Source organism: Streptococcus sp. HMSC077D04, assembly GCF_001808785.1.
GTDB classification, from domain to species: Bacteria; Bacillota; Bacilli; order Lactobacillales; family Streptococcaceae; genus Streptococcus; species Streptococcus mitis_BX.
The window spans coordinates 13,109-39,023 of the sequence record NZ_KV794536.1; the positions used below are offsets into that span (position 1 = coordinate 13,109).

Sequence of the window (25,915 nt, forward strand, 5' to 3'; positions counted from 1 at the left end):
CTAGAACTGACTGCCAGTTCTAGTTTTTATATTAGTATTTTCTAAATCGTTGATAACGTTCTTCCAACAGCTCTTCTAGAGGTTTTTGTGAAAGTAAAGCTACCTCAGCTTGGAGTTCTTTTTTGACACTCTTAATCAGTTCTTTGCTAGAAAGTCCTGCTTCAGAAATCACCTTATCCACCACATCCATTTCTAGCAGCTCGTGTGAAGTGATTTTCATCAGTTCTGCCGCTTCCATGGCACGAGTGCCGTCCTTCCAAAGAATAGAAGCAAAGCCTTCTGGACTGAGAATGGCATAGATGGAATTTTCCAGCATCCAAACACGGTCTGCGACTGCTAGAGCCAGAGCCCCACCTGAACCACCTTCACCTATAATGATGGCGATAATCGGAACTTTCAGGTCACTCATTTCCATGAGATTGCGAGCGATAGCTTCTCCTTGACCGCGTTCTTCCGCGCCGACACCAGGATAGGCACCTGCTGTATTGATAAAGGTCACAACTGGACGGCCAAATTTTTCAGCTTGTTTCATCAACCGTAGGGCCTTGCGATAGCCTTCTGGATGTGGTTGTCCAAAATTCCGTTTGAGGTTGTCTTGCAAGCTCTTGCCTTTTTGGATACCAACCACTGTGACAGCTTGATCTCCAAGCCAGCCAATACCACCGACAACTGCACCATCATCACGAAAAGAACGGTCACCGTGTAATTGGATAAATTCATCAAAAATGCCTGTCGCAAAGTCCAAGGTTGTCAAGCGACTCTGCTCACGCGCTTCTCTGACTATTTTTGCAATATTCATCTAGGACACCCTCCATGCAATCTGACTAGGCTAGCAATCGTATCTGGCAAATCTCTTCTTTTGACAATAGCATCCACAAAGCCATGTTCCAATAGGAATTCTGCCTTTTGGAAATCCTCAGGTAAGCTTTCACGAACCGTATTTTCAATCACACGACGCCCAGCAAAACCAACTAAGCTCTGTGGTTCAGCCAGAATGATATCGCCCTCCATAGCGAAAGAAGCTGTCACACCACCTGTCGTTGGATCTGTCAAAATGGTCAGATAAAAGAGACCAGCATTTGAATGGCGTTTAACTGCTGCAGAAATCTTGGCCATCTGCATGAGACTCATGATTCCTTCCTGCATACGGGCTCCACCAGATGCTGTGAAAAGAACAACTGGCAATTTTTCAACAGTCGCATATTCAAATAATCGAGTGATTTTTTCACCTACAACCGTACCCATAGAAGCCATGATAAAGTTAGAATCCATAATCCCAAGAGCCACAGTCTGACCTTTAATAAGAGCTGTTCCTGTCACAACAGCTTCATCCAGACCTGTTTTTTCACGCATAGTTGCTAGTTTCTTTTGATAACCAGGGAAATGCAAGGGATCCTTGCTTTCAATCCCCGTAAATAATTCCTTGAAAGTCCCCATATCAATCGTCAAAGCCAAGCGTTCTTGGGCAGAAATACGAAAGGTGTAGTTACAATGTGGACAGATACGCTCACTTCCCAGATCCTTCTGATAAATGGTATGCTTACAGCCTGGACACTGGGAGAATAATTCATCTGGAACCTCTGGCTTAGCTTGAGGTTTTTCCCTAACCGAACGATTGGGATTGATTCGAATATACTTATCTTTTTTACTAAATAGAGCCATTGATTCCCCTTTTCGGTTTAAACTCTTGAAGTCATTTTATTCTTTTTCTTGATATTTAGGTAAGAAGGTTTCCATCAAGAAGGAAGTATCATAATCTCCAGCAATGACATTACGATCTGAAATGAGGTCAAGCTGGAAATCTGCATTGGTCTGCACCCCCTCTATCTCTAGTTCATAGAGGGCTCGTTGCATTTTCATCAAGGCATCAAAACGATTTTCACCGTGAACGATGATTTTAGCAATCATACTATCATAATAAGGCTGAATGGTATAACCTGGATAAACTGCTGAATCCACGCGCAAGCCTACTCCTCCACTTGGCAGATAGAGATTGGTAATCTTACCTGGACTTGGAGCAAAGTTGAAGGCTGGGTTTTCTGCATTGATCCGACACTCGATGGCATGACCACGCAGAACAATATCTTCTTGCTTAACAGACAAAGGCTGACCTGCCGCAATGCGAATTTGTTCCTTAACGATATCCACACCTGAAACAAATTCTGTTACTGGATGCTCTACCTGAACACGTGTATTCATTTCCATGAAATAGAATTTACCACTGGCTTCATCAAGAAGAAACTCAATGGTCCCTGCATTTTCATAACCAACAGACTCTGCCGCTCGAACAGCCGCAGCACCAATTTCATGGCGCAGCGTTTTTCCGATTGCAATCGAAGGACTTTCTTCCAAAACCTTTTGGTTATTCCGTTGAAGAGAACAATCCCGTTCCCCCAAGTGAATCACATGTCCATGCTCATCTCCTAGGATTTGAACCTCGATGTGACGAGCTGGATAGATAACCCGTTCTATGTACATGGCACCATTGCCATAATTGGCCTTGGCTTCACTTGAAGCAGTATCAAAGGCGGAAACGAGGTCTTCTGGTTTTTCAACCTTACGAATCCCTTTACCACCTCCACCTGCTGAAGCCTTGAGCATAACAGGGTAGCCAATTTTTTCAGCAACAATCAAAGCTTCCTCAGAGTTATGCACTTCTCCATCTGAACCTGGAATGACAGGCACGCCTGCTTTAATCATCTGAGCACGCGCATTGATTTTATCTCCCATCATATCCATGACATGACCAGATGGACCGATAAACTTGATACCAACTTCTTCACACATGGTTGCAAATTTGGAATTTTCACTGAGAAATCCGAAACCTGGGTGAATGGCTTCTGCCTCAGTCAAGACTGCAGCTGATAGAACCGCATTAATATTGAGATAAGACTCTGTAGGCTTACCAGGACCGATACAAACTGCTTCATCTGCCAAAAGCGTATGCAGGGCTTCCTTATCAGCAGTTGAATAAACCGCCACCGTTGCAATCCCCAATTCACGCGCCGCACGGATAATACGAACCGCAATTTCACCACGATTGGCAATTAAAATTTTTCGAAACATGGAGAACCTCCTTAGTTCCCTATTGCAAAGGTAAGAGTACCACTGGCCGCAAGCTTGCCATCCACTTCAGCCTTTGCTTCAACCACAGCAATGGTGCCACGACGTTTTACAAAAGTCGCTGTCATAACCAATTGGTCGCCTGGTACAACTTGCTTCTTGAATTTAACCTTATCCATACCAGCGTAAAAAACCAGTTTCCCTTTATTTTCAGGTTTTGATAACTCCAATACACCAGCTGTTTGCGCCAAGGCTTCCATAATCAGAACACCTGGCATGACAGGGTATTGAGGGAAATGACCATTAAAGAAGGGCTCATTGATGGTCACATTTTTGATGGCAACAATGGTGTCCTCGCGCACTTCCAAGACACGGTCTACTAGTAGCATAGGATAACGGTGGGGAAGAGCTTCTTTGATTCCTTTAATATCGATCATTTGATACGTACCAATCCTTTACCAAACTCAACCATTTCTTCATTAGAAACGAGAATTTCCGTTACCACACCATCCTTAGGTGCTGGGATTTCATTCATGACTTTCATGGCTTCGATAATCACTAATGTTTGACCTTTTTTGACACTATCACCAACTGAAACGAAGGCAGGTTTATCAGGTCCAGCAGCCAAGTAAGCCACCCCAACAAGTGGACTCTCTACAACATCTCCCTCAGCAGCTACACTTGCTTCTGCTGATGACGAAGTTTCTTCTATTACAGTTTCTACTGGAGCAGATGTAGGAGCTACTGGACTTGGTGTTGCTAGAACAGGCGCTGGAGCGGCTTGAGATGCAACTTCAGACACCAGTCTAGCTTCATTCTTGCTAAACTGCAACTCATCCGTCCCATTTTTATAAGAAAATTCTCTCAAACTTGACTGGTCAAATTGGGCCATCAAGTCTTTAATATCGTTTAAATTCATACTTATTTATTCTCCCAACGTTTGAAAGCAAGAACTGCATTGTGGCCACCAAAACCAAAAGTATTTGAAATGGCATATGGAATTTCTTGCTCCAAGCCTTGTCCATAAACGACATTGGCTTCGATATAATCTGATACTTCACTTGTTCCAGCTGTCATTGGTACAAAGTTATGACGCATAGCCTCGATTGTGACGATAGCTTCTACTGCACCTGCAGCACCCAGCAAATGTCCTGTGAATGATTTGGTTGATGATACAGGTACTTCCTTACCAAGAACAGCCACGATCGCACCACTTTCTCCTTTTTCATTAGCAGGAGTTGACGTTCCGTGAGCATTGACATAGGCTACTTGCTCTGGAGAAATCTCAGCTTCCTCCAAGGCTAGTTTGATGGCTTTGATAGCTCCTTGACCTTCTGGATGAGGAGAAGTCATATGGTAGGCATCACAAGTATTTCCGTAACCAACCACTTCAGCAAGGATAGTAGCCCCACGTTTTTCAGCGTGTTCAAGGCTTTCAAGAACTAACATCCCAGAACCTTCACCCATGACAAAACCATTACGGTCCTTATCAAATGGAATGGAAGCACGAGTTGGGTCCTCTGTAGTTGAGAGAGCAGTTAGGGCTTGGAAACCAGCAATAGCAAAAGGTGTAATAGAAGCTTCTGACCCACCTACCAACATGACATCTTGGAAGCCAAACTTAATTGAGCGGAAGGCATCCCCAATCGCGTCATTTGATGAAGCGCAGGCAGTATTGATGGATTTACAAACACCGTTTGCTCCAAAACGCATAGCAACATTTCCTGAAGCCATATTTGGCAAGGCTTTTGGAAGGGTCAATGGTTTCACACGTTTTGGTCCTTTGTCATTTAGGCGAAGCACTTGATCTTCAATTTCCTTGATTCCACCAATACCAGAGGCCACGATAACACCAAAACGATCTTTATCAAGGGCCTCTACATCAAGACCTGCGTGATTGACAGCTTCTTGAGCTGCGTACAAGGCATACAAAGAATAGTTATCGAAACGATTGGTATCTTTCTTTACAAAGTATTTATCAAAAGGAAAATCTTGGATTTCTGCTGCATTATGCACATCAAAGTCACTATGATCAAATTTTGTAATTGGACCAATTCCGATTTTTCCAGTTGTCAAACTATTCCAAAATTCTTCTGGTGTATTTCCGATTGGAGATGTTACTCCATAACCTGTTACTACTACGCGATTTAGTTTCATCTTTTTTACCTCTAGCTTCTGCTACATACTTAAGCCACCATCAATGGCAACCACTTGACCAGTTAGATAATCTTGGCCTGCTAAAAATACTGTCAAATCTGCAACCTGCTCTGCCTGCCCAAATTCTTTCATAGGAATTTGTGCCAGCATGGCATCTTTTACCTTGTCTGATAGAACAGCTGTCATATCGGACTCAATCATTCCAGGTGCAATAGCATTAACTCTGATATTGCGATTGGCCACTTCACGCGCCACAGACTTGGTAAAACCAATCAAACCAGCCTTAGAAGCTGCATAGTTAGCTTGACCGATATTTCCCATCAAACCAACAACACTAGACATATTAATGATAGCACCTTCTCTAGCTTTTATCATCGGTTTCAAGACTGATTGTGTCATGTTAAAGGCACCAGTCAGGTTAACCTTGAGCACTTTTTCAAAATCCGCTTCTGTCATCTTGAGCATTAGGGTATCTTGTGTAATTCCTGCATTGTTGACCAAAACATCTACTGAACCCAGCTCTGCAATAGCTTGATCAACCATACGCTTAGCGTCTGCAAAATCTGATACATCTCCTGAAATGGGAACCACCTTGACACCATAGTTTGAAAACTCGGCTAGCAAGTCCTCTGAGATTGTCCCACGGCTGTTTAAGGCAATGTTGGCTCCTGCCTGAGCAAACTTGTGGGCAATGGCAAGACCAATCCCACGACTCGAACCTGTAATAAAGATATTTTTATTTTTTAGTTGCATTCTTTTCTCCTGTTTCCTCTTGTATTTATGGGAGAAGGGATTACTTGTTTTCTAGCAAATCTTCCAAACTAGCCTGATCTTCAACATTGGCTAGTTTAGCTGTCTTATCAATTTTTTTAACAAATCCTGACAAGACTTTCCCCGGTCCAATCTCGATAAAGTTGGTTACGCCCGCTTCTTGCATAACCGCAATACTTTCATAGAAACGAACTGGTTCCTTGACCTGACGCGTCAAGAGTTGAGCAATGTCTTCTTTTTGCATAACAGCAGCTTCTGTATTGCCGACTAGGGGACAAGTAAAATCTGAAAAACTTGCCTGAGCCAGAGTTTCAGCTAGTTTCTGGCTAGCAGGCTCAAGGAGAGCGGTATGAAAAGGACCTGACACCTTGAGAGGAATCAAGCGTTTAGCACCTGCTTCCTGCAAGAGTTCGACAGCTCGGTCAACTGCAGCCACTTCTCCACCAATCACGATTTGTGCAGGTGTATTATAGTTGGCAGGGGTAACCACTCCAAGTTCAGAAGCTTTTTGACAGGCTTCCTCAATGACCTCTACTGGTGTATTGAGAACTGCCACCATCTTGCCAGAACCAGCAGGGGCTGCTTCTTCCATATAGGCTCCACGCTTAGCAACCAAGGCAACCGCATCTTCAAAATCCAAGGTACCGCTGGCCACCAAGGCAGAGTATTCTCCAAGAGACAAACCAGAAACCATATCAGGCTGATAGCCCTTTTCTTGCAATAAACGGTAAATAGCAACTGAAGTCGCTAAAATAGCTGGTTGCGTATAGCGGGTCTGATTGAGCTTTTCTTCTTCCGTATCAATGAGATAACGCAAATCATAACCGAGTACCTGACTCGCTTGATCAATCGTTTCTTTGACAATCGGGTAGTGATCATAGAGATCCCGTCCCATACCTAGATACTGGGCACCTTGGCCAGCAAATAAAAAGGCTGTTTTAGTCATTTCTTACAACTCCTGCCCAACGAGAGGCTTCTTCTTGAATTTTCTTAGCTGCTCCGTAATACAAATCTTTTAGGATTTCTTCAACGGTTTCTTCTTTGGAAACAAGGCCTGCAATTTGACCTGCCATAACAGATCCACCATCCACATCTCCGTGAACAACCGCTTTGGCTAGAGCACCCGCTCCCATTTGTTCAAAAATTTCCAAATCTGGATTTTCTTGTTTAAAAGCATCTTTTTCAGCTTGTTCAAAATCACGAGTCAACTGATTTTTAATCGCACGAACAGCATGTCCAAAGTGTTGAGCTGAAATCGTAGTATCAATATCTCTAGCTTTTAAAATTTTCGCCTTATAATTTGGATGAGCATTAGACTCTTTTGCAACGACAAAACGAGTTCCAACCTGAATAGCCTCTGCACCTAGCATAAAGCCAGCCGCAGCACCTTCACCATCTGCAATCCCTCCTGCAGCAATGACAGGAATAGATACAGCTGCAGCCACCTGGCGCACTAAGGTCATGGTTGTTAATTTCCCAATGTGTCCCCCAGCTTCCATTCCTTCTGCAATAACAGCGTCCGCACCGATTTTTTCCATGCGTTTAGCTAGGGCAACACTTGGAACAACGGGAATAACTGTAATACCAGCTTCATGGAAACGCTCCATGTATTTGCTTGGATTTCCTGCGCCTGTTGTAACTACCTTAACCCCTTCCTCGATAACGAGGTCTACAATATCTTCCACAAAGGGAGACAAAAGCATAATGTTGACACCAAAGGGTTTATCAGTCAATGATTTGATTTTATCAATATTTGCCTTGACAACTTCTTTAGGGGCATTTCCCCCACCGATAATCCCTAGTCCTCCAGCCTTGGAAACAGCCCCTGCCAAATCACCATCAGCAACCCAGGCCATTCCTCCTTGGAAAATAGGATAATCAATATTCAATAATTCTGTAATACGCGTTTTCATAGTGCCTCCATCGTTTCTTGCTTACGTAATAGTTCGATACCATCATAATTTGACAATCAAACTATTGCCTAAACAAGAGGGAGCGGGTTCCCCTACTCCTTCTATCTATATTCTGTTTATTTTGTTTGCTCTTCAACGTAGGCAACCAAGTCACCAACTGTTTTCAAGTCATCTTCTGCTTCGATTTGGATATCAAAAGCATCTTCGATTTCTGAGATTACTTGGAACAAGTCCAATGAATCTGCGTCCAAATCATCAAAAGTTGATTCAAGTGTTACTTCTGATGCGTCTTTTCCAAGTTCTTCAACGATAATTTCTTGTACTTTTTCAAATACTGCCATGATAGGACTCCTTTAAAATAAATAGTTTTTTTTATAACAATGTGTTCACCACATGATTACCTAAATTGTAAGAATGAGCGTGCCCCATGTCAAGCCTCCACCGAAGCCTGATAGTAGAACAGTCTGGCTACCATCTAAAGGGATGAGACCTTGTTCTACACACTCTGAAAGTAAAATCGGGATACTGGCTGCACTGGTATTGCCATATTCCATCATATTGGCTGGAATTTTATCTCGGTTAACACCGATTTTTCTAGCCATCTTATCCAAAATACGGTCATTAGCCTGATGAAGTAGCAGATAATCCAAGTCTGTCGCCTCTATAGGAGATTCATCAATAGTCTGCTTGATAGACTTGGCTACATCCCGAATAGCAAAATCAAAGACTGCACGCCCATCCATCTTCAAAAATGAATCTGCACTTTCTTGATCTGAAAACGGAGAATGCAAGCCTGAATGTCCATAAGTTAGACACTCGCTACGACTCCCATCACTATTGAGACTCTCTGCCAAGAAATGCTCTTGCTCGCTAGCTTCTAGCAAGACTCCACCAGCACCATCTCCAAACAAAACAGCTGTTGATCGGTCTGACCAATCGACTGCTTTAGAGAGGGTTTCACTACCAATCACCAAGCCTTTTTGAAAGCGACCAGAAGCGATAAACTTTTCAGCAGTTGAAAGAGCAAATACAAATCCACTGCAAGCCGCTGTTAGGTCAAAAGCAAAGGCCTTATTAGCACCAATATTAGCTTGAACACGAGCAGCTGTAGAGGGCATCATCGAATCCGGAGTAATGGTAGCTAGGATGATAAAATCCAACTCCTCTCCTGTGATTTCAGCTTTTTCCATCAGTTTCTTAGCAACCTCTGTAGCCAAATCACTAGTAGATTCTGTTCTTGAAATATGCCTTTGTCGTATTCCCGTCCGACTTGAAATCCACTCATCATTGGTATCCATAATCTGAGCCAAATCATGATTTGTAACCACTTGCTCTGGCACATAATGAGCAACCTGGCTTATTTTTGCAAAAGCCATTATCTCAAATCCTCCAAAAATTGATAAAGATTAGTCAAACCTTTGCTCATAACCTCAATTTCTTGCTTACTCATACCATCAATGATTTTTTCAACCATGGCCTTGTGGAAGCGTTTATGTAACCTATGAACCAAGCGACCTTTCTTTGTCAAATGCAGATGTACCACACGTCGATCATGTTCTGAACGAATGCGTTCAATGTAACCCTTGCGTTCGAGATTATTCAAACTAGTCGTAACTGTCCCAAGAGTCACCATCAACTCTTTTGACACTTGACTTGGTGTCACATCTGGAACTTTTCCAATCACATCAATCGTATGCATTTCTTTGATGGAGATATCCTTGAAACGACTACCCCTCAAGCTAACTTCCTCAATAACGAGGACATTGTTAAATATAGACGTTAAATATTCATTAATTCGTTGGTAGTCCAATCTTTCCTTCCCTCCTTTTCAAAAAAACTTTTAGAATCAAAACATTTGACAAGAGAATTATATCAAAGTTCAAAGAATGGCGCAAGTATTTTTTTATTTTCCTGTAAATTTAGGTCTTCTTCTTTCCGAATGAGCCCGAACTCCCTCTTTGAAATCCTCTGTTTTCGCTAGTGATTCCTGTAGGTTCAGTTCTAAAGTAGCGTAATTCTGCCAGTCTTTAAATTGGCTCTCCCAAACCAACTTCTTAATGGCAGCATAGGAATTAGATGAACCTCGTCTCAATTTTTTAAGAAGCTGTTCTCTCGTCTTTTCAAGTTTATCAGCTTCACAGACGCGGTAAACTAGTCCCCATTCTAAAGCTTTGTCTGCTGTTAAAGCTTCTCCTGTCATAGCTAATTGAACAGCACGCGTCACACCAATACTACGACTCAAGAGATGAATCCCACCTGCATCTGGAGCCAAACCAACTCCAACAAAGGCTTGGATAAATTTAGCCTTATCGCTCGCTAAACAGAAATCTGCAGCAACAGCCATATTCGCTGCGGCACCTGCAACAGCCCCATCAACCTCCATCAAGACAGGTTTAGCAATTTGCTTGATTTTATAAGAAATAGTATTGACCAATTCTGCAATTTTTGTCAATGATGGAATATCATCCTCATCGACTGCTCGCTTCATCTCAACCAAATCTCCCCCAACAGAGAAGACTTTGCCATTCGCGTTGATTAAGACAAAATGCACAGCCGGATCCTCTTCTGCCAGAGTCAGAGCTTCTAGGATCTCCTCACACATAGGAATATGAAAGCCATTTGCAACCTCAGGACGATTCAAGGTAAGGATTGCCAAATCCTCTTCAAGCTGATAAATAATGTGTTCCATCTGGACTCCTTTTTTATTTTATATGCAGTTTAAATTATTTTATTTGCAAAGTATATCTTTTTTAGGAGCAGAAAGCAATAAAAAATCGACTAAAAGTGTCTCAGCCGATTAGAAAGGCTCGCTTTATACTAGAAAACATCTTATTTTCTTCATTGAAAAAAGGCTTTCTTTCTGCTATAATCGTATAAAATACTTACTTTAGGAGTTCTTATGAAAGTTGTTAAATTTGGAGGTAGCTCTCTTGCCTCTGCTAGTCAATTAGAAAAAGTTTTAAACATCGTCAAAAGCGATTCAGAGCGCCGTTTTGTAGTTGTTTCTGCACCTGGTAAACGCAATGCTGAAGATACTAAGGTTACGGATGCCTTGATTAAATACTACCGCGACTATGTTGCTGGTAACGATATTAGCAAGAGTCAGAATTGGATTATCGACCGCTATGCTGCTATGGTAAGTGAATTAGGACTAAAACCAGTCGTTCTAGAAAAAATTTCAAAAAGTATTCGCGCCTTAGCCACTCTTCCTATTGATGAAAATGAATTTCTCTATGATACCTTCCTAGCAGCCGGTGAAAATAACAATGCTAAGTTAATCGCTGCCTACTTTAACCAAAACGGGATCGATGCACGCTATGTACACCCTAGAGAAGCTGGTATTGTGGTCACAAGTGAACCTGGTCACGCTCGCATCATTCCATCAAGTTATGACAAGATTGAGGAATTGACAAATACAAATGAAGTCCTTGTCATTCCTGGTTTCTTTGGAGTTACCAAGGAAAATCAAATCTGTACCTTCTCACGTGGAGGATCAGACATTACAGGTTCTATCATTGCTGCCGGTGTTAAGGCAGACCTCTATGAAAACTTTACGGATGTTGATGGTATCTTTGCAGCCCACCCTGGTATTATCCACCAACCACACTCTATCCCTGAATTGACCTACCGTGAAATGCGTGAGTTGGCCTATGCAGGATTCTCAGTCCTTCATGACGAAGCGCTTCTTCCTGCCTACCGAGGAAAAATTCCTCTAGTTATCAAGAATACCAACAACCCTGACCACCCAGGTACTCGTATCGTTCTAAAACACAGTAGTGATGAATTTCCAGTTGTGGGAATTGCTGGTGACTCAGGCTTTGTCAGCATTAATATGTCGAAATACCTCATGAACCGTGAGGTTGGATTTGGACGCAAGGTTCTTCAAATCCTTGAAGATCTTAACATCGGTTGGGAACATATGCCAACAGGTATCGACGATCTTTCAATCATCCTCCGTTCTCGCGAACTAACTCCTATCAAGGAAGAAGAAATCCTTCGTCAGTTGGTTCAAAAGGCTGAAGTGGACCATGCAGAAATTGAACACGACCTTTCAATCATTATGATTGTTGGAGAAAAGATGAAGAGCCATATCGGAGTAACTGCTACAGCGACACGTGCTCTATCTGAAAATAAGATCAACATCCAGATGATGTCTCAAGGTTCTAGTGAAGTGTCTATCATGTTTGTTGTCCATAAGGACCAAGAGAAAGCAGCTATTAAAGCCCTCTACAATGCCTTTTTCGGTGAAAGTAAGGAAGACTAAGCATGGCTCAATCACTTAACAAAACAGTTCTCCTCAATACGACAGGCACCTCCTACCTCTCTATAGCTGGGAAAGTTGGGAAATTCCTTGTCGGAGATCAGGCTTTGGAATTTTACCCCGATGTCAATGTTGAACAATTTATCCAGATTCCTTGGAGCCATATCAACCAAATTGGAGCTAATGTTACTGGTCGCAAAATCAGTCGCCACTTCGAAGTCTTTACAGACAGAGGAAAATTCCTCTTTGCTTCAAAAGACTCAGGTGCCATTCTCAAAATTGCTCGCGAAAAACTGGGCAATGACAAGGTCGTCAAACTTCCTACCCTAATTCAGACTATTGGTCAAAAATTTAAAAATCTATTTGCAAAAAAGTAGAAACTTTAGTATAATCATAGCAACGGATAAGTAGGTTATCTTCTTCTTTCAGAAAGTCTGCGGGTGCTGCGAGCAGATAGGAGGGATAGGTGAAATTCTACCGTTAGTAACAATTACATACACAATCAAGTGCACACCTGTGAAGTTGGATGGAACCGTGGCCCTGCCACTCCAACGCTTTGTCAGGTGTGCTTTTTCATAAAGGAGTTCTTATGTTAGATATCAAACGCATTCGTACAGACTTTGATGCTGTCGCAGAAAAATTGGCTACACGTGGTGTAGATGCTGCTGTCTTAAACGAGATGAAAGAAATCGATGCTAAACGTCGTGACATCTTGGTCAAGGTTGAAACTCTAAAAGCAGAACGTAACACAGTTTCTGCTGAGATTGCCCAAGCAAAACGCAACAAGGAAAATGCAGATGATAAGATTGCTGCCATGCAAACTCTATCTGCTGAAGTCAAAGCCTTGGATGCTGAATTGGCAGAAATCGATGCTAAATTGACAGAATTTACAACGACTCTTCCAAACATTCCAGCTGACAGTGTTCCTGTTGGGGCTGATGAAGATGACAATGTGGAAGTTCGCCGTTGGGGTACTCCACGCGAATTTGACTTCGAACCTAAAGCTCACTGGGATCTTGGTGAAGACCTTGGTATCCTTGACTGGGAACGCGGGGGTAAAGTAACCGGCGCTCGCTTCCTTTTCTATAAAGGTCTCGGTGCTCGTTTGGAACGTGCTATCTACAACTTTATGTTGGATGAGCATGGGAAAGAAGGCTATACTGAAGTCATCACACCTTACATGGTTAACCATGATTCTATGTTTGGTACTGGTCAATATCCAAAATTCAAGGAAGATACTTTTGAACTCAGCGACAGCAATTACGTCCTTATCCCTACAGCTGAAGTTCCCCTAACAAACTACTACCGTGATGAAATCCTTGACGGTAAAGACCTGCCAATCTACTTCACTGCTATGAGCCCATCATTCCGTTCTGAGGCTGGTTCTGCTGGTCGTGATACTCGTGGCTTGATTCGTTTGCACCAATTCCACAAGGTTGAAATGGTTAAATTTGCCAAACCAGAAGAATCTTACGAAGAATTGGAAAAAATGACAGCCAACGCTGAAAACATCCTTCAAAAACTCAACCTTCCATACCGTGTGGTGGCCCTCTCTACTGGGGACATGGGCTTCTCAGCTGCCAAGACTTATGACTTGGAAGTTTGGATTCCAGCCCAAAATACCTATCGTGAAATCTCAAGCTGTTCAAATACAGAAGATTTCCAAGCTCGTCGTGCCCAAATCCGTTACCGTGATGAAGCAGATGGCAAGGTGAAACTCCTTCACACTTTGAATGGTTCTGGACTTGCAGTTGGACGTACAGTGGCTGCCATTCTTGAAAACTACCAAAATGAAGATGGTTCTGTAACCATTCCAGAAGCACTTCGTCCATACATGGGTGGCGCTGAAGTTATCAAACCATAAAAATAAGGCCTAGCTAGAATATAGCTAGACCTTTTTTCGTAACCAAATCAGATAAGCACCCAATACGAAGAATAAAATAGTGAGGCAAATAGCAGTTTCAGCCAAGACCAGATAATCCAGAAATGGAAGTTTCAAAATTCCCTGAGCCATCTTGAGCGAAGTAGCTGTGATAATGGTTGGGAAGGTGAGGGCTGAGAAGGCTGGTTGAAAGCCTTGTTTTAAAATATTGGGCAGGCGAGTTAACACAAAGAAAAAGAAGGACTGAGATGCCAAAATCATGACAATCAAGAGCCAAGTCGGTAGGCCTGCTCCTCCAACTCGAACTAGGGAAGCTAAGAGTAGAGAAAAGGGAGCACAGTAGATTCCTTCTTGTCCAAGCAAGGCTAGTGGGAGCGGATGTTTCGTTAAATCGCTATAAATAAGCGGATAGAGATATAAGGTCAAGACAAAACCAAAACTCAAGGTCGCATAGGCAATTTCAATGATACCTACCAGAGGATAGGTCAAGGCTGCTACTGCTATCCCCACATAGAGCACCGTCCAGCTAGGAGTCGCATTGACCCTCTGACCCGGACAGGCAAATTTGATGGTAAAAGTAGCAATCAAAGCTAAATCCAAGAGAAATGAAAACCACCAGATTCCTTGTGCTACCAAAGGAAGAGCAGGGAATACGCGAAAGACATAGGTCGACAAAATCATCCCAGCCATGGGAAAAGTTGCCATTCCAGATAGAAGAGGGGGCTTGGTCAATTCTTGCTTGGTTTCTTCCCAATTAAAAAGATGAAGAATCAGAAAGAAAATCCACAACACTAGACCAATCAGACTCAATAAATGCGACAAAACTGGCCAAGTATCTGCAATTAGGTTTCCTGCACCTGCCAAACCTAACAAACAACCTGAAAATACTAAGGGGAGTTTTTTCATCCTAACCTCCAATAATCATGTTAATTTCAGTATAGCATAAAAGAGCTTAAATGAGGACTTAAAAAAACGAAGTCCAAAAATTCAAACTTCGTCTTTATTTTACTATTTTTTAACTCGTTGCTAAGATATGGCGCAACTGAACAGCGCTTGGAGAAACAATTGGAAGAAATGCTCCTTCATTCCATCGGCGAATAAATCCAGATGTTGATTTACTAAAGTAACCTCTACCACCACCTGCTTGTAACTCTAATAGAAGACTCTGAGCAACAACATCCACAATGTCTATTCTTAACTGAAAGAGTTCACGCGGATTGGTAACAAAATAAGACCTGTCAGACAAACCTCGATAAAGCTCTTGTCGAATAGCATCTAACTGCTCTACCTGATGTTTCCATTCATCTGTTAATACACTGCGTTTCCCCAATTCTTTTTCTACTTCTGAGAGAGAACGTTCAGCTAAACCAAAAGCTAGACCAAATTGGTATCCTAAAAAAGCAGGACGATTTTTTGCCAAAAATTGATGAGCATCTTTTGATAAAATCCATTCCTCTTTCAAAAGGACCTTATTAAAAGTCAGAGCAGCCGTGTTTCCTCCTTGAAGAGAAACAAATTCTAAGTCTTCAGAACGACTAAAATTCTCTGCGTCTGATGGTACAGCCACCACATAACTTGTAGTTGGATCATCTGTAAAACCTGCCACAAAAATAGTTAAGAATCGATTTCTTCGAGCATTCGTTACCCACGGCAGTCTCCCTTTTAGATACAATTGTCCATTTTCTTCAATAATCCGAACATTCAGTTCCTCTAGGTCAGATAAATACTTAACGGCATTGGACAAGGCAGTAGCACCTGCATATTCTCCAGACAAGAGTTTTTCCAGATAGCTTTCTTTAAAATAGGAATTTTCTGTATGGAGAATATTATCTATTAAAGTGCGTTGTCCCCATGAAATAAAAGAAGCTGTTAAGGAATATTGTGCAAGTTCTGCAAGGATATCAATGACATCTTGATCACTTCCTCCTGAACCTCCGAGAGATTCCGGAACACCTACACGAAAGGCTCCCTCTGCTGCAATCCTTTCAATCAGTTGCTCTCCAGCTTGACAAGACTGTTTGTCGATTTCATCAGCATGCTGGTCCAACCAGCTCAAAAATTCTTCTGAAAAAAATCCCATAGTCTTTCCTCCTTTTATGCATAAGGTTGCAATTCTGGATTAATTGGTGTATTGGCTAGGTTATTGGCATAGTTACAAAGACTTGCTAGACTGACACCAAGAACCACATCCAAGGCATTTTGTTGCGTGTAGCCAGCTTCTAAAAACTCAGACAAGGCTTCATCTCCTACACGACCTTTGGTATTGATAACCGCCAAGGTAAACTTAGCTAAGGTGTCCAATTTGGGATCTGTTTCAATCGGAGTACGATTGCGAAGAGCTTGAAGCAGGTCATCATTCATCTGGATTTGTTTGATGGAAAAGGCTGTGTGACCTGCGACGCAGAAAGCACAACCATTAGTCACGGCTGCCGTGATTTGCACCACTTCGCGCTCAACAGGTGTCAAGCTGTTACGACGGTTGATAGCTCCGACAGTTCGGTATGCTTCAAGGGCGGTAGGCGCATTTGCCAAGAGACCGATTAGGTTGGGAATATAGCCATTGTTATCTTTTTGCACCGTTTCAAGAACTTCTTTCACTTCTGCTGGTGCTGATTCTACTGTATGGATTGTAAATGTTGTCATCATAAAACCTCTTTTCATTTTGTTGAAACCTAGTCTATCACAGATTCTATACCATGTATAATATATATTTTAAATTGCACCGATAAAAATTCTTTATGAATGCAAAAAATCACACGCAATGTGTGATTTCATTATTTATTAAAATACTTTTTAGTCTCAGCAATGACGACTGGTGATAAAACTAAGAGGGCAATCAAGTTTGGTAGAGCCATCAAGGCATTGACGATATCTGCGATAATCCAAACCATATCCAACTCGATAAATCCTCCCAACAAGACCATAAGCACAAAGACCACACGGTAGAGCCAGATAAAACGAACACCAAAGAGAAATTCAAAACAACGTTCTCCGTAGTAGTTCCAGCCTAAAATCGTCGTAAAGGCAAAGAGTACAAGGAAGATGGTCAAGAGGGAAGGCCCAAAATGTGAAAAGACTGTTGAGAAGGCTGACTGAGTCAATGCCACTCCATTCAAATCACCACTCCAAACACCAGTTACCAAGATGGTCAAACCTGTCAAAGTACAGATAATGAGTGTATCAATAAAGGTTCCTGTCATGGAAATCAAACCTTGCTCTACTGGTTCGTTTGTCTTAGCTGCAGCTGCTGCAATTGGAGCAGAACCCAGACCAGATTCGTTTGAGAACACACCACGCGCCACACCATTTTGAATAGCCATCCGAATGCTAGCACCGGCAAATCCACCTACCGCAGCAACCGGACTAAAAGCGGATGTCAAGATTAAAGCGATTGTAGCAGGGATTTTCCCAATATTAAAGAAAATAACTGTAAGAGTTCCTAAAATATAAATAATAGCCATAAAAGGAACAACGGTAGTTGAAACCTTTGAAATGGACTTGAGTCCACCAAAGACTGCAATCGCTACAAATACAGACAAAACAAGAGCCGTGATAGCTGGCGAAATAGTCGTTGTATTTTGGATAGATTCTGTAATCGAGTTGACCTGGGTGAAGGTTCCGATCCCCAATAAAGCCACTAAGACACCTGCCAGGGCAAAGAAGATAGCAAGGGGACGCCACTTTTCTCCCATCCCTAGAAGGATATAGTGCATGGGACCTCCCGCTACTGCACCATGGTCGTCCTTGGTACGGTATTTAATAGCTAGCAGTCCTTCCGCATACTTGGTAGCCATTCCAAAGAAAGCAGCCATCCACATCCAAAAGAGGGCTCCTGGGCCACCGACCTTGATAGCCGTCGCCACCCCGATAATATTTCCCGTACCAACTGTCGCTGCGAGGGCTGTACATAGTGCCGCAAAGCTGGATACATCTCCATGCCCCTTGTCCTTAGTAAAAATGAGTTGAAAGGCCTTGGGCAGACGCAAAACCTGCAAGAGTCCTAAACGAGCAGTTAGGTAAATCCCCGTTCCGACCAATAAAATCAAGAGGGGTGGGCCCCAAGCAAAAGCATCAATTGATTTAAGCAATTCTAACATTTCCTTCTCCTATCTTTTCAACCCCAAAAGAAAGAGCACATGCAAGATACATGTACTCTGGAATGCTTAGATAAATGCTAAAAAGCGGTCTATCCTAGCTCTGTCCTTTTACCTGAGAGTTTGAGCAGTTGCCTGCCTTGCCCCTTCGGTGCCTTTACGGTCTCTCCAGAGTTCCGTCCATTTACAGTCATGGAAAATCATACGATTCCCCACTTCTATTAAACTTCATTCGGTGTTGGTATTTAATTGATTCTTATTTTACAAAAAATGTTGGTTTTTGTCAATGTGTTTATTAGTAAAAATTAGTTCAACAGTTTTTACTTTATAAATCTCGGAATACTTCTATCCTTTAAAAGTGACAATAGTCGCACCACTGCCTCCAGCATTTTGCGGGGCATAGCCGAAACTCTTGACATGTTTGTTTCTTTGTAGGTATTTAGTGACTCCTTCACGGATGACACCTGTTCCGATACCATGGATGATATCAACTTGCGCCATATTATTGAGCAAGGCTTGGTCGATAAAGGCATCTAGCTCATTCATAGCCTCTTCATAACGTTTGCCTCGAAGATCCAGTCTGGCTTGTGGACCACGACCAGAAGTTCGTTTCACAACATTGACTTGTTTCTTCTTGACCTGTTTTTCTTGCTGGGCTTGAACAAGGTCAAACTCTTTCTCTTCTAAAGTCATCTTAATCAAGCCAACTTGGGCTTCCCAACGGCCATCCTTGAGTTGATTGGTCAAGGTACCACGCTGGCCATAACTGAGCACCACGATATCATCTCCCACCTTTGGAGCTCGTTTTTTCTTGGCCTTTTGAAGGACCTTGTTTTTGGACAAGTCCACTTTTTCAGGAGCCAATTTTTTCAGCTTGGCCTTAGCTTCAATGATTTCATGGGGTTTGAGTTGGGATTTACTATGGAGATTCTTGAGAATCTGGTCACTTTCACTTAGGGCCATGTCCACAATCTCAGCAGCCTGTTCACGCGCCTTATTAAGCTCGTTTTCCTTTTCACGATTGAGCTCATTGTAGAGTTTTTTGAGCGCTCGGTTCATCTTGAGATTTTCTTGCTCCACCTCACGGATATTGTCCAAGCGTTTGCGGCTCTCTAGCGTCTGCTCTTCCAGCTGCTCAATGATACGATTGACATCATTGTCCTGATCGACCTGCTGGCTGGCATCCCCTACGATAACCTCAGATAGGCCTAGACGTTTGGCAATTTCAAAGGCATTGCTTCGACCAGGCACTCCCTGCATAAAGCGATAAGTCGGGCGAAGAGTGGCTGTATCAAACTCCATACTGGCATTTTGCACAAAGGCTGTCTCAATACCATAGGCCTTGAGCTCTGGATAGTGGGTTGTAGCCATGGTCTTGACTTGACACAGGCGAAGGTCCTCCAAAATAGCCATAGCAAGGGCAGCTCCTTCTTGAGGATCTGTACCAGCCCCCAACTCATCCAAGAGTAAGAGTGAATGTTGATTAACCTTGCCAAGAATATCCACGATATTGGTCATGTGGCTAGAGAAGGTAGACAAGCTCTGCTCAATAGACTGCTCATCTCCAATGTCAGCAAAGATTTCTTCAAAAATACCAACACGACTTCCCTTGTCTGCTAAAATCGGCAACCCTGACTGAGCCATAACCTGCGTCAAGCCCAGAGTTTTGAGCATGATGGTCTTACCACCTGTATTGGGACCTGTGATGACAATAGCTGTTAAATCTTGACCAAAATGGACATCATTTGCGACAGCATTTTTGACCAAAGGATGGCAAACATGGAGCAGTTGAATCTCTTGATTTTCTGACAGCAGAGGTACGACTGCTTGTCTTTCTTGGATAAAGCGGACCTTGGCACGAATCAAGTCTAGATGGCCGATAATCCAAGCATCATTGGCAATCTCAGCCGCATGAGGGCGAACACGCTCAGAAATTTCTTGGAGAATGCGAAGCATTTCATAGCGCTCATCTGCTCGCAAACTGGCAATTTCTTCGCTCAGTTTGACCACCTCACGGGGTTCGATATAGACGGTATTTCCACTAGCAGAAATATCATGAACGACACCTGCAATCTTATTGCGGTATGTGTTTTTGACAGGTAAAACCTGACGGCCATTTCTGCTGGCAACGATTCCTTCTGTCAACATCTGCGCTTTTTGTTTGAGCAGATCCTGTAGGACATCGCGTACCTGACTCTCGCTATCATGGATTTTTCGACGGATTCGCGCCAATTCTTCACTGGCAAAATTTTCAATGAAACCTGCATCATTAAAGGCCTGAAGATTTCCTTGTAATTGCGGAAAATCGTGTAATTTCTCAAACCAGAGGGCTAATTCTTCCAAGCTGACATTTTCCAGATTAGAATAAAAACTTTGCAGTTCTCGGCTAGCAAGAAGCACGCGCTTCAAGAGTAGGAACTCCTCGATATTGAGGTCCGCTCCCATCTCCAACCGCTTGCAAACTTCTGCGATTTCTTTAGTTGCAAGAATGGTAAAATGCGGTTGCTCGACAAAGAGAGCCTGCATTTCCTTCATCTCAGCAAAAGCCTGTTTGATTTTATCTACTTTGGCAGTTGGAGCCAGCTGTCTCAATTGCTCCAAGCCCTGCTCGGTCAACAAATGGGGCTCAAACAAGGCCTTGACCTTATTGAACTCTAATGTTTCTAATATTTTCTTATTCATCTTTATTTCCTTATCTTTGAATATCTAGGTGTGGTAGCTTTTTACATTCTGATAGATTCGAGTCAAATCTGTAAACAAAGGGCTAGGAAAATTCCTGCCCTTTTTATCCGATTAAATTTGTCACCCAGATTTGTTTGAGCCAACTGGTTGTTACCGGTATGCTCTGGATGATGTGTTTTGCGACGATACTCTTTTCAAGAGGATTTTGTACAGCCGCCATGGGAATGGTCGCCAAGATTGTCAAGGCCATTTGCAAGACAAATAAGGTCACCAACATGGACAAGATCCCTGCTGAAACTTGGAACAACTTACCACCCAGTTTTTTACTAGGAAGTAAGTGCAAAAGGAGACCAAGCAAACGACCGATGCTATAGACAATCCCAAATACAAGTAAGTAGCCGATCCCTGCGTAAAAGACCTTATCCAACTGAAAGAGTTGATCCGATGGGAAAAAGAAAGTTCCCTGACCTTCCTGTGGATTTGCATAAGGGAGCAGTAAATGAAATTGCTCTCCAAGTCCCTTATAAAACTGGCCAGCCACAAAAGCCGATGCCATGGCTGAAATCAGGTAATAGACCTGTAAGAGCAGCCCTCTCCGATAACCGATATAAAATCCCCAAGCCAAGACCAATAGAAGAAGGAGTGAAATCATAAGGAATCCTCAATCTTGCTCTGTTCTTGCTTACAAGTCACAAGCTTGTGACGGAGTTCTTTTAATTCTTGCTCCTTATCATCAAATTCAATCTCACGGCTGAGCTGAGTTGACAAACAGTTGACTGCCAACAAAAGAGCGATTGTTTCATCGTCTGCACTAGGCATTTGTTCTTTAATTGCTTGGTATTTTTCTGTCGCAACCTTAGCGATTTCCTCCATAAAGAGATTATCATGCTCGCTTGTCAAGGTTAATGATTTTTTCCCGAATGTAAATTTGAATCGATTTAGATTTGCCATAAAATTCACCTCACGATATTATACCAAAATTCGCTAATTTTGTCAGTTTTTACAAATTTGTCTGCTTTTATGGTACAATAGAAACTATGGCAAGTACAACACTCACACCAAGTGAAAAGGAGATTCAAGCTTTTCTTGAACACTATCAAACCAGTCTGGCTCCCAGTAAGAATCCCTATATCCGCTACTTTTTGCGACTACCTCAAGCAACAATTTCTATCTATACTTCTGGAAAGGTTTTGCTTCAGGGTGAAGGAGCTGAGAAATATGCTCGTTTCTTTGGATATCAAGCTGTAGAGGAAACCAGCGGACAAAATCTCCCTTTAATTGGGACAGATGAGGTGGGAAATGGTTCCTACTTTGGTGGGCTTGCAGTTGTGGCTTCCTTTGTCACACCTGACCAGCATGCCTTCTTGCGAAAACTCGGTGTGGGGGATTCCAAGACACTGACCGACCAAAAGATCCGTCAGATTGCTCCTGTTCTCAAGGAAAAAATCCAGCACCAGGCATTGCTTCTCTCACCCAGCAAGTACAACGAGGTCATCGGAGATCGCTACAATGCTGTTTCTGTTAAGGTAGCCCTCCATAACCAGGCTATCTACCTCCTTCTTCAAAAAGGCATTCAGCCTGAGAAAATTGTGATTGATGCCTTTACCAGTGCTAAAAATTATGACAAGTACTTGGCACAAGAGGCCAATCGTTTCAGCAATCCTATCAGCTTAGAAGAAAAGGCTGAGGGCAAATACTTGGCTGTCGCAGTTTCTTCTATCATTGCGCGTGATCTCTTTCTGGAAAATCTTGAAAATCTAGGACGAGAGCTGGGCTATCAACTTCCAAGTGGAGCTGGAACGGCTTCTGATAAGGTTGCTAGCCAGATTTTGCAAGCCTATGGAATGCAGGGACTTAACTTCTGCGCCAAACTGCACTTTAAAAATACTGAAAAAGCGAAAAAACGCTTAGAAAGGTAAGTTATGAATTCATTTAAAAATTTCTTAAAAGAGTGGGGATTGTTCCTCCTAATTCTGTCATTACTAGCTTTAAGTCGTATCTTTTTTTGGAGCAATGTTCGCGTAGAAGGGCATTCTATGGATCCTACCCTAGCGGATGGCGAAATCCTCTTTGTCGTCAAACACCTCCCTATTGACCGTTTTGATATCGTGGTTGCCCATGAGGAAGATGGTAATAAGGACATCGTCAAGCGTGTCATCGGAATGCCTGGCGACACCGTCCGTTACGAAAACGATAAACTTTACATCAATGACAAAGAGACGGACGAACCTTATCTAGCTGACTACATCAAACGTTTCAAGAATGACAAACTCCAAAGCACCTATTCAGGCAAGGGTTTTGAAGGAAATAAAGGAACTTTCTTTAGAAGTATTGCTGAAAAAGCCCAAGCCTTCACAGTTGATGTCAATTACAACACCAACTTTAGCTTTACTGTCCCAGAAGGAGAATACCTTCTCCTTGGAGATGACCGCTTGGTTTCGAGCGACAGCCGTCACGTAGGTACCTTCAAAGCAAAAGATATCACAGGGGAAGCTAAATTCCGCTTCTGGCCAATCACCCGTATCGGAACATTTTAAGAAATCGAAGAGGCCGAGAATCAAAAATCTCAGCCTCTTCTTCTATCGTGAGAAGTAATCGTTTATTGACTATAATACCCCCCAACTCTCACCTATTCATACAAAGGAATTTTATGGAAGTTTATTTTTCAGGAACCATTGAACGGATTATTTTTGAAAATCCCAGCAATTTTTACCGCATCCTCCTCCTAGAAATCGACGATACGGACGCAGAGGATTTTGATGATTTTGAAATCATTGTCACGGGCGCCATGGCTGATGTGATTGAGGGAGAAGACTATACTTTTTGGGGGCAAATTGTCCAGCACTCCAAGTATGGGGAACAACTGCAAATCAGCCGGTATGAACGCGCAAAACCAACTAGCAAGGGCTTGGTCAAGTACTTTTCAAGTAGCCATTTCAAGGGGATTGGTCTCAAGACAGCTCAGAAAATTGTAGATACCTATGGCGACAATACCATTGACGAAATTCTGCAACACCCAGAAAAGCTAGAAGGTATCTCAGGACTCTCTGCTAAAAATCGCGAGGCCTTCGTCTCTACTCTCCGCCTCAACTACGGAACAGAGATGGTCTTGGCCAAGCTAGCCAACTACGGTATTCCCAACAAACTAGCCTTTCAGATTCAAGACTTTTACAAGGAAGAAACCCTTGATGTGGTTGAAAATTATCCCTATCAGCTAGTTGAGGATATCAAGGGTTTGGGCTTTACTATTGCTGACCAATTAGCGGAAGAACTAGGTATCGAAAGTCAGGCTCCTGAACGCTTCCGCGCCGGTCTAGTACATAGTCTTTTTCAGGCCTGTATGGAAACAGGGGACACCTATGTTGAAGCACGGGATTTGCTAGAACAAACCCTTACTCTCCTTGAGTCTTCCCGTCCCGTGGAACTGGATCCTAGCCAAGTAGCCCAAGAACTCTCCTACCTGATCGAAGAAGACAAGGTTCAGCAGATTGATACAAAAATCTTTGATAACAGCCTCTTTTTCGCTGAGGAAGGCATCCGCAGTCACTTGGTTCGTATCCTTGAAAAAGGAAAACAGAAGAGCCATGATTTAGAAACTATTCAAAAGCATATCACTACTGTCGAGGAAGAACTGGGAATTGAGTATGATAACATTCAAAAACAAGCTATTTGTGATGCTATCCAGAACAAGGTCTTTATCCTAACAGGTGGACCTGGTACTGGTAAGACAACTGTTATCAATGGGATCATCGCTGTTTATGCCCTTTTAGAAGGACTTGACCTCAGGAAAAAAAGCAATCTGCCGATTCTTCTTGCTGCTCCAACTGGACGAGCAGCTCGGCGCATGAATGAATTGACAGGTTTGCCTAGTGCTACCATACACCGCCATTTGGGAATGACAGGGGACGATGATACCAGTCATCTGGAAGATTATCTGGATGCTGACTTTATCATCGTAGATGAATTTTCCATGGTGGATACTTGGCTGGCCAACCAACTCTTCTCCAACATCTCTTCTAGCAGTAAAATCCTCATCGTGGGTGACAGCGACCAACTACCGTCTGTCAGCCCTGGACAGGTTCTAGCGGATCTGCTTCATATTCCCTTGATTCCTCAGACTCGCTTGGAAAAAATTTATCGGCAAAGTGAAGAATCAACCATCGTAACCCTAGCTAGTCAGATTAGACAGGGCATCCTGCCAGCTGATTTCACCCAGAAAAAAGCAGACCGTTCCTACTTTGAAATCGCTAGTGGTCATATTCCTGCTACCATTGAAAAGATCTTAGGCGCTGCCCTCAGAAGTGGTATCCCTGCCCGTGATATCCAAGTTCTGGCTCCCATGTATCGAGGAACTGCAGGGATTGATGCTATCAATCAGCTCATGCAAGACCTGCTCAATCCACCACAAAAAGACCAACTCAGTTTTGAAGCTCCCCAGTGCCACTATCGTAAGGGCGACAAGGTCATTCATTTGGTTAACGATGCTGAAATCAATGTCTTTAATGGGGATCTAGGAGCTATCACAGACCTGATTCCTGGTAAATACACCGAGTCTAAACAAGACGAGATTGTCATTGATTTTGATGGCAATGAGGTCTCTTACCCACGTAACGAATGGTACAAGATTCGCTTGGCCTATGCCATGAGTATCCATAAGTCCCAGGGAAGTGAGTTCCCTGTTGTCATCCTACCTATCACGAGTGCTAGTAGACGTATGCTGGAGCGCAATCTCATCTATACAGCCATTACACGCGCCAAAAGTAAGCTTATCTTACTAGGCGAATTACAGGCCTTCGACTATGCCACCCAACATATCGGAACTGCCCGAAAAACCTATCTGATTGAACGCTTCAGTGATTTATTGGAGAATGTTGAAGAAAAGCAACAAACTGTCTCAGAAACTGCCACATCAAGTGCCTCTGAAAAATTCTACATCCTAACCGAAGAAAACTGGGACAGCATCCCAGCCATGATTGGGATTACAGACGCAGATCTCAAAGAGATTTTTGGAAAATAGTGCACAAGAAAACCCACCAATTCAGGTGGGATTTTTGTTTATGAATACTCAATGAAAATCAAAGAGCAAACTAGG

At 42.8% G+C, this 25,915-nt stretch carries 26 protein-coding genes and 1 riboswitch; of the genes, 6 read left to right on the forward strand and 20 right to left on the reverse strand.

The genetic code is table 11. The features are described from left to right. Window positions 1-31 precede the first annotated feature (31 nt). The 13 genes from HMPREF2701_RS05040 to HMPREF2701_RS05100 all read right to left on the reverse strand — a co-directional run bounded on the left by HMPREF2701_RS05040 (window position 32) and on the right by HMPREF2701_RS05100 (window position 10,593). The gene (locus HMPREF2701_RS05040; protein ID WP_070482349.1) at window positions 32-799 is read right to left on the reverse strand and encodes an acetyl-CoA carboxylase carboxyl transferase subunit alpha; all 768 of its coding nucleotides are present in this window, start codon (window positions 797-799) and stop codon (window positions 32-34) included. Next, window positions 796-1,662 carry an acetyl-CoA carboxylase, carboxyltransferase subunit beta gene (gene accD / locus HMPREF2701_RS05045; RefSeq protein WP_070482352.1) on the reverse strand — a complete coding sequence of 289 codons (867 nt, stop codon included), beginning with the start codon at window positions 1,660-1,662 and terminating at the stop codon, window positions 796-798. Before accD ends, HMPREF2701_RS05040 begins: the two co-directional genes overlap by 4 nt. A 36-nt stretch (window positions 1,663-1,698) precedes the next feature. Further along, complete coding sequence (gene accC, locus HMPREF2701_RS05050; protein ID WP_070482354.1) at window positions 1,699-3,066, reverse strand: acetyl-CoA carboxylase biotin carboxylase subunit; 1,368 nt, start codon at window positions 3,064-3,066, stop codon at window positions 1,699-1,701. Between the two features lie 11 nt (window positions 3,067-3,077). Next, window positions 3,078-3,500, reverse strand: a complete 423-nt coding sequence (fabZ, locus tag HMPREF2701_RS05055) for a 3-hydroxyacyl-ACP dehydratase FabZ (protein ID WP_049552717.1) — start codon at window positions 3,498-3,500, stop codon at window positions 3,078-3,080. Further along, window positions 3,497-3,982 carry an acetyl-CoA carboxylase biotin carboxyl carrier protein gene (accB, locus tag HMPREF2701_RS05060; protein WP_070482356.1) on the reverse strand — a complete coding sequence of 162 codons (486 nt, stop codon included), beginning with the start codon at window positions 3,980-3,982 and terminating at the stop codon, window positions 3,497-3,499. The genes fabZ and accB overlap by 4 nt, the downstream gene beginning before the upstream one ends. 2 nt (window positions 3,983-3,984) lie before the next feature. Next, the gene (fabF, locus tag HMPREF2701_RS05065; protein WP_050252378.1) at window positions 3,985-5,220 is read right to left on the reverse strand and encodes a beta-ketoacyl-ACP synthase II; all 1,236 of its coding nucleotides are present in this window, start codon (window positions 5,218-5,220) and stop codon (window positions 3,985-3,987) included. Window positions 5,221-5,241: 21 nt separating this feature from the next. Continuing rightward, on the reverse strand, window positions 5,242-5,973 hold the full coding sequence (fabG, locus tag HMPREF2701_RS05070) for a 3-oxoacyl-[acyl-carrier-protein] reductase (protein WP_049492977.1): 732 nt from the start codon (window positions 5,971-5,973) through the stop codon (window positions 5,242-5,244). A 40-nt stretch (window positions 5,974-6,013) separates the two neighbouring features. After that, entirely contained in the window at window positions 6,014-6,937 is a 924-nt protein-coding gene (gene fabD / locus HMPREF2701_RS05075) for an ACP S-malonyltransferase (protein ID WP_061589557.1), read from the reverse strand. Continuing rightward, window positions 6,930-7,904, reverse strand: coding sequence for an enoyl-[acyl-carrier-protein] reductase FabK (fabK, locus tag HMPREF2701_RS05080; protein ID WP_049500269.1), 975 nt, complete (start codon window positions 7,902-7,904; stop codon window positions 6,930-6,932). The genes fabD and fabK overlap by 8 nt, the downstream gene beginning before the upstream one ends. 116 nt (window positions 7,905-8,020) lie before the next feature. Continuing rightward, the gene (locus tag HMPREF2701_RS05085; RefSeq protein WP_000257838.1) at window positions 8,021-8,245 is read right to left on the reverse strand and encodes an acyl carrier protein; all 225 of its coding nucleotides are present in this window, start codon (window positions 8,243-8,245) and stop codon (window positions 8,021-8,023) included. 60 nt (window positions 8,246-8,305) lie between these two features. Then, on the reverse strand, window positions 8,306-9,280 hold the full coding sequence (locus tag HMPREF2701_RS05090) for a beta-ketoacyl-ACP synthase III (protein WP_061589558.1): 975 nt from the start codon (window positions 9,278-9,280) through the stop codon (window positions 8,306-8,308). Next, window positions 9,280-9,714, reverse strand: coding sequence for a fatty acid biosynthesis transcriptional regulator FabT (locus HMPREF2701_RS05095; RefSeq protein WP_000386355.1), 435 nt, complete (start codon window positions 9,712-9,714; stop codon window positions 9,280-9,282). The genes HMPREF2701_RS05090 and HMPREF2701_RS05095 overlap by 1 nt, the downstream gene beginning before the upstream one ends. A 93-nt stretch (window positions 9,715-9,807) precedes the next feature. Then, window positions 9,808-10,593, reverse strand: a complete 786-nt coding sequence (locus HMPREF2701_RS05100) for an enoyl-CoA hydratase (RefSeq protein WP_061589559.1) — start codon at window positions 10,591-10,593, stop codon at window positions 9,808-9,810. 210 nt (window positions 10,594-10,803) lie between these two features. On the opposite strand from HMPREF2701_RS05100, the gene HMPREF2701_RS05105 reads away from it, so the two are divergent. The 3 genes from HMPREF2701_RS05105 (at window position 10,804) to serS (ending at window position 14,029) form a co-directional block, all read left to right on the forward strand. Then, window positions 10,804-12,168, forward strand: coding sequence for an aspartate kinase (locus HMPREF2701_RS05105; protein ID WP_061589560.1), 1,365 nt, complete (start codon window positions 10,804-10,806; stop codon window positions 12,166-12,168). A 2-nt stretch (window positions 12,169-12,170) separates the two neighbouring features. Beyond that, complete coding sequence (locus HMPREF2701_RS05110) at window positions 12,171-12,542, forward strand: DUF956 family protein (protein WP_000079349.1); 372 nt, start codon at window positions 12,171-12,173, stop codon at window positions 12,540-12,542. A gap of 212 nt (window positions 12,543-12,754) precedes the next feature. Beyond that, a complete protein-coding gene (gene serS / locus HMPREF2701_RS05115; RefSeq protein WP_023945596.1) occupies window positions 12,755-14,029 on the forward strand; it encodes a serine--tRNA ligase in 1,275 nt (424 codons plus the stop codon). A gap of 24 nt (window positions 14,030-14,053) precedes the next feature. On the opposite strand, the gene HMPREF2701_RS05120 is transcribed toward serS, so the two are convergent. The 7 genes from HMPREF2701_RS05120 to zapA all read right to left on the reverse strand — a co-directional run bounded on the left by HMPREF2701_RS05120 (window position 14,054) and on the right by zapA (window position 21,774). Beyond that, window positions 14,054-14,953, reverse strand: coding sequence for a TDT family transporter (locus HMPREF2701_RS05120; protein WP_070482358.1), 900 nt, complete (start codon window positions 14,951-14,953; stop codon window positions 14,054-14,056). Between the two features lie 109 nt (window positions 14,954-15,062). Beyond that, window positions 15,063-16,127 (reverse strand): acyl-CoA dehydrogenase family protein, encoded by a 1,065-nt coding sequence (locus tag HMPREF2701_RS05125; protein WP_061589562.1) that lies wholly within the window; start codon window positions 16,125-16,127, stop codon window positions 15,063-15,065. A 14-nt stretch (window positions 16,128-16,141) separates the two neighbouring features. After that, the gene (locus HMPREF2701_RS05130; protein ID WP_025171447.1) at window positions 16,142-16,690 is read right to left on the reverse strand and encodes a carboxymuconolactone decarboxylase family protein; all 549 of its coding nucleotides are present in this window, start codon (window positions 16,688-16,690) and stop codon (window positions 16,142-16,144) included. A gap of 131 nt (window positions 16,691-16,821) precedes the next feature. Next, window positions 16,822-18,144 carry an alanine/glycine:cation symporter family protein gene (locus HMPREF2701_RS05135; protein ID WP_061589563.1) on the reverse strand — a complete coding sequence of 441 codons (1,323 nt, stop codon included), beginning with the start codon at window positions 18,142-18,144 and terminating at the stop codon, window positions 16,822-16,824. 90 nt (window positions 18,145-18,234) lie between these two features. After that, window positions 18,235-18,323: riboswitch (glycine riboswitch) on the reverse strand. Between the two features lie 163 nt (window positions 18,324-18,486). Beyond that, window positions 18,487-20,823 (reverse strand): endonuclease MutS2, encoded by a 2,337-nt coding sequence (locus tag HMPREF2701_RS05140; protein WP_070482360.1) that lies wholly within the window; start codon window positions 20,821-20,823, stop codon window positions 18,487-18,489. 103 nt (window positions 20,824-20,926) lie between these two features. Next, a complete protein-coding gene (locus HMPREF2701_RS05145) occupies window positions 20,927-21,475 on the reverse strand; it encodes a CvpA family protein (RefSeq protein ID WP_049486941.1) in 549 nt (182 codons plus the stop codon). After that, a complete protein-coding gene (zapA, locus tag HMPREF2701_RS05150) occupies window positions 21,472-21,774 on the reverse strand; it encodes a cell division protein ZapA (protein WP_020901580.1) in 303 nt (100 codons plus the stop codon). Before zapA ends, HMPREF2701_RS05145 begins: the two co-directional genes overlap by 4 nt. Window positions 21,775-21,860: 86 nt before the next feature. Between zapA and rnhC the strand changes: the two genes are divergently transcribed. The 3 genes from rnhC (at window position 21,861) to HMPREF2701_RS05165 (ending at window position 25,840) form a co-directional block, all read left to right on the forward strand. Continuing rightward, a complete protein-coding gene (gene rnhC / locus HMPREF2701_RS05155) occupies window positions 21,861-22,742 on the forward strand; it encodes a ribonuclease HIII (RefSeq protein ID WP_049486943.1) in 882 nt (293 codons plus the stop codon). A gap of 3 nt (window positions 22,743-22,745) precedes the next feature. Next, complete coding sequence (gene lepB / locus HMPREF2701_RS05160; protein ID WP_049486944.1) at window positions 22,746-23,360, forward strand: signal peptidase I; 615 nt, start codon at window positions 22,746-22,748, stop codon at window positions 23,358-23,360. Window positions 23,361-23,473: 113 nt separating this feature from the next. Continuing rightward, window positions 23,474-25,840, forward strand: a complete 2,367-nt coding sequence (locus HMPREF2701_RS05165) for an SF1B family DNA helicase RecD2 (protein WP_061589564.1) — start codon at window positions 23,474-23,476, stop codon at window positions 25,838-25,840. Window positions 25,841-25,915 lie beyond the last annotated feature (75 nt).